General features: G+C 59.9%; 7 protein-coding genes. 4 read left to right on the top strand and 3 right to left on the bottom strand.

What is annotated here, in order from left to right:
• Positions 1-106: 106 nt before the first annotated feature.
• Complete coding sequence (locus tag QRN61_RS23190) at positions 107-895, bottom strand: MlaA family lipoprotein (protein WP_007969640.1); 789 nt, start codon at positions 893-895, stop codon at positions 107-109.
• Positions 888-2,186 carry a lipid asymmetry maintenance lipase MlaY gene (gene mlaY, locus QRN61_RS23195; RefSeq protein ID WP_027613946.1) on the bottom strand — a complete coding sequence of 433 codons (1,299 nt, stop codon included), beginning with the start codon at positions 2,184-2,186 and terminating at the stop codon, positions 888-890. Before mlaY ends, QRN61_RS23190 begins: the two co-directional genes overlap by 8 nt.
• Positions 2,187-2,409: 223 nt before the next feature.
• Between mlaY and QRN61_RS23200 the strand changes: the two genes are divergently transcribed.
• Positions 2,410-2,778, top strand: a complete 369-nt coding sequence (locus tag QRN61_RS23200; protein WP_150367869.1) for a hypothetical protein — start codon at positions 2,410-2,412, stop codon at positions 2,776-2,778.
• Positions 2,779-2,900: 122 nt separating this feature from the next.
• On the opposite strand, the gene QRN61_RS23205 is transcribed toward QRN61_RS23200, so the two are convergent.
• On the bottom strand, positions 2,901-4,496 hold the full coding sequence (locus QRN61_RS23205; protein ID WP_285375648.1) for a glycoside hydrolase family 17 protein: 1,596 nt from the start codon (positions 4,494-4,496) through the stop codon (positions 2,901-2,903).
• Between the two features lie 288 nt (positions 4,497-4,784).
• Here QRN61_RS23205 and QRN61_RS23210 point away from each other — a divergent pair, with 288 nt between their 5' ends.
• From QRN61_RS23210 to QRN61_RS23220, 3 genes are all read left to right on the top strand, one after another.
• Positions 4,785-5,636 (top strand): glycine betaine ABC transporter substrate-binding protein, encoded by an 852-nt coding sequence (locus QRN61_RS23210; RefSeq protein ID WP_098967873.1) that lies wholly within the window; start codon positions 4,785-4,787, stop codon positions 5,634-5,636.
• Positions 5,637-5,885: 249 nt separating this feature from the next.
• Entirely contained in the window at positions 5,886-6,197 is a 312-nt protein-coding gene (locus QRN61_RS23215; protein WP_027613950.1) for a DUF485 domain-containing protein, read from the top strand.
• Positions 6,194-7,852, top strand: coding sequence for a cation acetate symporter (locus QRN61_RS23220; RefSeq protein WP_027613951.1), 1,659 nt, complete (start codon positions 6,194-6,196; stop codon positions 7,850-7,852). Before QRN61_RS23215 ends, QRN61_RS23220 begins: the two co-directional genes overlap by 4 nt.
• The last annotated feature ends 161 nt before the right edge of the window (positions 7,853-8,013 follow it).

Here is an 8,013-nt window from a genome sequence, read left to right on the forward strand (position 1 = left end):
AGACACCGCATTCGCGAGCAGGCTCGCTCCCACATTGGATTTCAGTGATCCATGAAAAAGGGCCATTCGACTCGCATCGAATGGCCCTTTTTTGTTGTCGCTGAGGTTACTCGGCAATCTGCAACTTGCGCGACTCGGTGTAGACGTAGCGCACTTTCTCATACTCGAACGGCGAGTTCATCTGACCGTAGCGGAAGTTGGTCTGGTAGCGCTTGTCGACCGCACGCAGGGCCCAGATTTCCGGGTGGTTGGAGCTGACTTCCGACACGTTCAGGTAGTTGATCGCCGATTCGGCGGTGTAGTCCACGGCGAGGCCGGCGGTGTCGCGAATGTTCGACGGGCCGAGGATCGGCAAGACGAAGTAGGCACCGCCCGGTACGCCGTAGAAGCCCAGGGTCTGACCGAAGTCTTCGCTCTGGCGCGGCAGGCCCATGGCGGTGGCCGGATCCCACAGACCGGCAATGCCGATAGTGGTGTTGAGCAACAGGCGCGCGGTGGTTTCCATCGAGCGCTTGCCCTTGAACTGCAGCAGGCTGTTGACCAGGTTCGGCACGTCGCCAAGGTTGTTGAAGAAGTTGCTCACCCCGGTGCGCAGGAAGCTTGGCGTCACGTAGCGATAACCGTCGACCACCGGCAGGAACACCCATTGGTCGAAGCGGTAGTTGAAGTGGTAGACGCGGCGGTTCCACGACTCCAGCGGGTCATAGACGTTGAGTGCGTTGAGCGTCGAGCGCTCGAACTCACGCTGGTCCAGCCCCGGGTTGAACTTGAGTTTGGACAGCGGCTCCTTGAAGCCGTCGCTGTCGACCACCACCGGTGCGTTGGCTTTGCTGTTGTCGGCCTGGGCCACGCCTGCACTGAGGAGCGCTGCAATCAGCAGGAGATATTTAGCCACGGAAAAACTCCAGCATGGCGTCGCTGTTGACGCGGTAGTTAAGGTTGCCGCAATGGCCGCCCAGTGGGTAAACGGTCAGGCGATCGCCAAAGGTCTTGCGCAGGAAACCGAGGTCGCCAGGGCCGAGGATCACGTCGTCGGCGTTGTGCATGACGGCGATTTTCGGGCTGTCGTGCAGGTAATCCTTGAGCGCATACAGGCTGACCTGATCGATCAGTTGCAGCAGGCTGCCGCCGTCAGTGCGCGCGCGCCACATCGGGATCACCTGTTCGGTCAGGTAGCAGTCGAAGTCGCATTGCAGCGCACGCTTGAGGAACGGCGTGAGGCTGGTGCCTTCGGTGATCGGGAATTTCGGCGGAGTGATCAGGCCACGACGGTTGATCAGGTCGGAGGTGAAGGCAATGTCTGCCGCCGAGAAACGGAACGAAGTGCCGATCAGCATCGCCATCTGTTCGTTGGTCAGGTGCTGCTTCGACTGCTGGAAGTCGTAGAGCAGGGCGTCATTGAGGTCGATGTAGCCTTTCTGCTGGAAGTAGCGGGTCAGCTTGTTCAGCACCAGTTCATAGAAGGTGGTGCTGTTGTTGATGCCCTTCACCTCGGTCTGTACCAGCTTGTCGAGGTTGCTGATCGAGGTGTAGAGGTTGACCGGCGGGTTGAGCAGCAGGACTTTCTTGAAGTTGAAGCTGCGTCGGGTCTCGTCCAGATGCGCGACGAACGCGGCATCCAGCGCGCCGAGGCTGTAGCCGCTGAGGTAGTACTCGGTGACCGGCAGTTTCGGATGCTGCGCACGCACGGCCTGCATCACCCGGTACATGTCTTCGGCGTCTTCCTTGGTGATGCCCGGGGTGGCGAAGCGTGAAGCGGCGCTGATGAAGTCGAAGCTGGTGGGCGACGACAACTGCACGACGTGGTAGCCGGCCTTGTAGTAGAGCTTCTTCAGGTATTCGTTGAGCGTGCTGTCATAGCGCGCGCCGGTACCGGCGATCAGGAAGATCAGCGGCGCCGGTTTGTCCTGCTCGGCGATCCGGTAGGTGAGTTTTTTCACCGCCCAGAAATTGTCCGGGAGGATGAAGGCCCGTTCCGGGCGCAGGGTGATGCTGTGGTCGGACTGATTGATCTCGTCGTTCGACGGCAACTCCGGGCGCAGGTCCGGTGGCGTGGTGGCGATGGTCGCCTCGAACGGGTTGGTCAGGGGATAGCCATAACTGGCGGCATCGATATCCACCGCCAGTGCGGACGCACTCAGAATAAGGCCGCTGAACAGCGCGGCGAAGCGCAAGGAACGGAGCATGACTGGATCCCTTAAAGGAAGGTGCCGAATGAAGTTCGCAGGCTATGACCACCGGGCTTGCGCCAAAGTGCCATGCCTCGGCACCAAACAGGCAGAATTCGGAGTAATAGTAGCTGGACGATACACTTTGCAAGGCGCGGATGACCAGTTAACAGTTGTTAGTGCTTGCCAATGCGTGCGGGCAGATTAAGCTGGCCGCCGATTTCGTTGATTGGAGAGATTCATGTCCCGCCGCTTGCCCGTGATTCTGTTGCTCGTGCTGTTGCCGCTGTGGCTGGCCGCCAGTTATGGCGTGCGTTATGGCTTCATGGAAGATGGGCAGTGGGTCGGCATCTGCGTCGATGAGGCGAGCCGCTGGGAATGCTCGGTGCGTTCGAACCTGGGGCTGATGATCCACTTCAAGGTGTTGGGCTGGACCGCGCTGGGTGCGGCGCTGCTCGGTTTTGTGTTGCCCGGACGGGCAGGGTGGTGGCTGGCGGTGCTGGCGCTGGTGTTCGGGTTGCCGGCGCTGGCGTTGTACAACACGACGCTGGCGGTGTTTGCGCTGGTTATTGGCGGATTGCGGTTGGTCAGAGCGTCTCGTAGCGCCTGACAGTCAGTCATCGCGGGCAAGCCCGCTCCCACAGGGTTTTGGGTGAACACAACATGTATGTACGACCCGAAAACCTGTGGGAGCTGGCTTGCCAGCGATGAGGCCGGCTCAGATGCTGAAGATCATCCCTTGCGAACCCGCAGGCAGCGCCACAGCGCCGCCACCATCAACCCGCTGACCAGCGCCCAGCCCCACGCCTGCTGATTCAACAAGCCTTCTTCATACAGCTGCGGCGCAATGCCGGCGCCGATGATAAAGGTCAGCAGGGCGATTTCCCGGCGTGGCACGCTGACCGGACGGCACACGAAAACCAGCGCCGGCAGAATGAACGCCATGCTGGCGAAACTGCGATAACGCGCGTCGAACACCATCTCCAGCATCATCACCGCCGCCGCAAAACCTGCTGCCGCAACCAGCCAGCCAGCGCGGCGTTCCAGCAGATTGAACGCGCGTTCACGCCAACCCTGACGGTTGCTCAAGGTCAGCGCGGCATGCGCCAGCACCAACAGATTCAACGCTGTCAGCAAGCCGACCCACAGCCATTCGCTGGCAAACCGCGTGGTCACTCGCGCCAGATCGCCCCAGGCGCCGATAGAGCAGGCTGCAACTGCCGCAAGCAGGGGCAGAACCAACGCCGATTGCGTGGTGCGAACCCGGCCGCCGAGTAGCAGCGTGCCGAGGAAAATCAGCCCACCGACGCCCAGCCATTCCTTCCAGTACGGCACATTGGTCACTGGCCCGGCGAGCACGCCCTTGTCCTGACGATCGGCGTCGAACAGGCCCCAATAACCGCCGACCGCACCTTCGCTGCCACGTTTCCATGGCTGGTCGAACGCTTCGATCAGGTTGTAATGCCAGCCTTCCTTCTCGGCCATCGCGACAAAACCGCGAATGAACTTCGCCTCATTGACCCGACTCGGCAGGGCGGTCTCACGCTGGCGGCCTTCGCTGGGCCAGCCGGTCTCGCCGATCATCACGTCTTTGGGCGCGAATTTGTTGCCGAACACCTGACGCACATCCGCCACATGTTGCAGAGCGACGTCAATGTTCGACGGATCATCTTCCCAATACGGCAGCAAGTGAATGGTCAGGAAATCCACCGCCGGCGCCACTTCCGGGTGCTTGAGCCAGAACTCCCAGACATCGGCATAAGTGACCGGTTGCTTGACTTGGCTTTTGACCTTGTTGATCAGCTTCGCCAGTTGCGCGCCGGTGACTTCCTTGCGCAGCAACGCTTCGTTGCCGACGATCACCGCGCTGACCACATCCGGGTTGGCGTTGGCCGAAGCAATCAGCAGGTCGACTTCTTTCTCGGTGTCCGCCGGGTTGCTGTTGACCCAGGCGCCGATCATCAACTTCAGACCGTGCTTGCGCGCCAGTTGCGGCAGGGCTTCGAGGCCGGTCATCGAGTAGGTGCGGATGCATTCGAAGCGCGTCGCCAGCAGGGCGAGGTCGGCGTCCATGCGCTCCGGGCGCAGCTTGAACGGCACGTCGAACGGCGACTGGTCCTTGTCGAATGGCGTGTAGGAGGCGCATTGCAACTTGTGCGTCGGGGTCGCGGCGTCCGGCAGGATCACCGGTTTGCCGAGGCCGTACCAGAAGCCGCCAAGGGCAAACAGGCCGAGCAGGCAGGCGAAGAGATAAGGAACAAACGGGAAGCGGGAAGTCGCGGACATGGTCAGGCCGAGTGGCTGCAAAGCGACGCATGTTACCTGCATTTATCCGCGGGTTGGTGGCCTGCATGATTTGCACATGCAAAGTTCGGGCGGATTGTCTGGCGCCAATTATTCAGAGGTGATTAATGGCCTTCTGATGTCGTTTCTCGCTGTATTGAGGTCGCTGACAGAGCAGGTCGCTGCGGGCGTCAGGCCGATGATCGAAAGCGTCAGTACTCCACTGGCATTCGAGCGAGTTTGCGGTCAGGCGTGATGGGGGCGCTGTGCACCATAACAATACGTTGACGATGCCCGGCATCCGTCGGGCGCAGCATTTCGGGGAAGTAAACGATGAAGATGCGACGACTTTTAGGCGCAGGTGCCGCTCTGGTGCTTGCGATGAGTTCCACATTCGCCAGCGCTGAAAAACAGACCCTGAACATCGGTTACGTTGACGGCTGGTCCGACAGCGTCGCGACCACCCACGTGGCGGCCGAGGTGATCAAGCAGAAACTCGGCTACGACGTGAAGCTGCAAGCCGTCGCCACCGGGATCATGTGGCAGGGCGTGGCCACCGGCAAACTCGACGCGATGCTCTCGGCATGGCTGCCGGTGACCCACGGCGAGTACTGGACGAAGAACAAGGATCTGGTCGTCGATTACGGCCCGAACTTCAAGGACGCGAAAATCGGCCTGATCGTGCCGGAGTACGTCAAGGCGAAATCGATCGAAGACCTCAAGACCGATGACACCTTCAAGAACCGCATCGTCGGCATCGACGCCGGTTCAGGCGTGATGCTCAAAACCGATCAGGCGATCAAGGATTACGGCCTGGACAAATATACGCTCAAGGCCAGTTCCGGCGCCGGCATGATTGCCGAGCTGACCCGTGCCGAGAAGAAGAACGAATCGATTGCCGTCACCGGTTGGGTGCCGCACTGGATGTTCGCCAAGTGGAAACTGCGCTTCCTCGACGACCCGAAAGGCGTGTATGGCGCGGCTGAAACCGTGAACAGCATCGGCAGCAAAGAACTCGCGACGAAGGCTCCGGAAGTCGCCAAGTTCCTGAAAAACTTCCAGTGGGCGTCGAAAGACGAGATCGGCGAAGTCATGCTGGCCATCCAGGACGGCGCCAAGCCTGAAGCGGCGGCCAAGGATTGGGTCGCCAAGCACCCGGATCGCGTGGCTGACTGGACCAAATAACCCAAAATCGCTTCGGTTCACCGCACATCCTGTGGGAGCGGGCTTGCCCGCGATAGCGGTCTGTCAGTCAACTGATTAGTTGGCTGATACGACGCCATCGCTGGCAAGCCAGCTCCCACATTTTTTTTGTGTGCTGAAAATTGGCGAAAACGTCATGTCGTTCTAATACTAAGGTCGTCTGGAACCCGTTCCGCAGCCGCATACAGTGGATACGTTCCAACAATAATCTGTGCTGCGAGGATAAAAACAATGAACGACAGCATTTACCTCTCGATTCAAAACAGCCCGCGCTTCAAGGAGCTGGTGCGAAAAAGAGAAAAGTTCGCCTGGATACTCTCGGCGATCATGCTCGGGCTTTACTCCGGATTCATCCTGCTGATCGCATACGGGCCGCAAGTGCTCGGGGCGAAACTCAGTCCCGGGTCGTCGATTACCTGGGGTATTCCGATCGGTGTCGGTCTGATTGTCTCGGCCTTCATCCTGACCGCGATCTACGTACGGCGCGCCAACGGCGAGTTTGACGACCTGAACAATGCGATTCTCAAGGAGGCTCAGCAATGATCCGGCGTCTACTGGCTCTTTTGAGCATCGCAGCGTTCGCGCCAGCCGTCTGGGCCGCTGACGCCTTGACCGGCGAAGTCCACAAACAACCGCTCAACGTTTCCGCGATCGCCATGTTCGTGGTGTTCGTCGGCGCAACCTTGTGCATCACCTACTGGGCCTCGAAACGCAACAAGTCGGCCGCAGACTACTACGCAGCGGGCGGCAAGATCACCGGTTTCCAGAACGGTCTGGCGATTGCCGGTGACTACATGTCGGCGGCGTCCTTCCTGGGGATTTCCGCGCTGGTGTTCACCTCCGGCTACGACGGCCTGATCTATTCGATCGGCTTCCTGGTGGGCTGGCCGATCATTCTGTTCCTGATCGCCGAACGCCTGCGTAACCTGGGTAAATACACCTTTGCCGACGTGGCGTCCTACCGCCTCGGGCAAACCCAGATCCGCACCCTGTCTGCCTGCGGTTCGCTGGTGGTGGTGGCGTTCTATCTGATCGCGCAAATGGTCGGTGCCGGCAAGCTGATCCAGTTGCTGTTCGGTCTCGACTACTACGTCGCGGTAATTCTGGTCGGTATCCTGATGTGCATGTACGTGCTGTTCGGCGGCATGCTGGCGACCACTTGGGTGCAGATCATCAAGGCGGTGCTGTTGCTGTCCGGTGCCTCGTTCATGGCGCTGATGGTGATGAAGCACGTCAACTTCGACTTCAACATGCTGTTCTCCGAAGCGATCAAGGTTCACCCTAAAGGTGAAGCGATCATGAGCCCGGGCGGTTTGGTGAAAGATCCGATTTCGGCGTTCTCCCTCGGTCTGGCCCTGATGTTCGGTACTGCCGGCCTGCCACACATCCTGATGCGCTTCTTCACCGTGAGTGACGCGAAAGAAGCGCGCAAGAGCGTGCTGTATGCCACCGGCTTCATTGGCTACTTCTACATCCTGACCTTCATCATCGGCTTCGGCGCGATCCTGCTGGTCAGCACCAACCCGGCCTTCAAGGATGCAGCGGGCGCTCTGCTCGGCGGCAACAACATGGCGGCGGTGCACCTGGCTGACGCAGTGGGTGGCAGTATCTTCCTCGGCTTCATCTCGGCGGTGGCGTTCGCGACCATTCTGGCGGTGGTGGCCGGTCTGACCCTGGCCGGTGCTTCGGCGGTGTCGCACGACCTGTATGCCAGCGTGATCAAGAAGGGCAAGGCCAACGACAAGGATGAGATTCGCGTGTCGAAGATCACCACTATCGCCCTGGGCGTGCTGGCGATCGGTCTGGGTATCCTGTTCGAGAGCCAGAACATCGCGTTCATGGTCGGCCTGGCGTTCTCCATCGCGGCGAGCTGCAACTTCCCGGTGCTGTTGCTTTCGATGTACTGGAAGAAGCTGACCACCCGCGGCGCGATGGTCGGTGGCTGGTTGGGGCTGGTGAGTGCGGTGGGGCTGATGATCCTTGGCCCGACCATCTGGGTGCAGATTCTGCATCACGAGAAGGCGATCTTCCCTTACGAGTATCCGGCGCTGTTCTCGATGGTGATCGCGTTCATCGGGATCTGGTTCTTCTCGATTACCGACAAGTCCGCAGCAGCCGAGAACGAGCGGGCGCTGTTCTTCCCGCAGTTTGTGCGTTCGCAGACTGGCCTTGGGGCGAGCGGGGCGGTTTCGCACTAAGTTCTGGTTACGTGGTTTGAGTGAAATGCCCTGGTTGAGAGATCGGGGCATTTTTTTTGTGGGCGGTTATCGGACTCGGGCCTTGGTGTTTGGTGGTTATCGAGTACATATCCGTTGCTGCGGTAACGGCCACTTAGGGTTCCGCCCTTACGGCGGGTCAC

This window comes from Pseudomonas sp. lyk4-TYG-107 (assembly GCF_030209055.1).
Classification (GTDB): Bacteria; Pseudomonadota; Gammaproteobacteria; order Pseudomonadales; family Pseudomonadaceae; genus Aquipseudomonas; species Aquipseudomonas putida_A.

Coding starts and splice junctions, on each gene's coding strand:
- mlaY (WP_027613946.1), bottom strand. CDS start 2,186: ATGCTCCGTTCCTTGCGCTTCGCCGCGCTGTTCAGCGGCCTTATTCTG.
- QRN61_RS23200 (WP_150367869.1), top strand. CDS start 2,410: ATGTCCCGCCGCTTGCCCGTGATTCTGTTGCTCGTGCTGTTGCCGCTG.
- QRN61_RS23205 (WP_285375648.1), bottom strand. CDS start 4,496: ATGCAGGTAACATGCGTCGCTTTGCAGCCACTCGGCCTGACCATGTCC.
- QRN61_RS23210 (WP_098967873.1), top strand. CDS start 4,785: ATGAAGATGCGACGACTTTTAGGCGCAGGTGCCGCTCTGGTGCTTGCG.
- QRN61_RS23215 (WP_027613950.1), top strand. CDS start 5,886: ATGAACGACAGCATTTACCTCTCGATTCAAAACAGCCCGCGCTTCAAG.
- QRN61_RS23220 (WP_027613951.1), top strand. CDS start 6,194: ATGATCCGGCGTCTACTGGCTCTTTTGAGCATCGCAGCGTTCGCGCCA.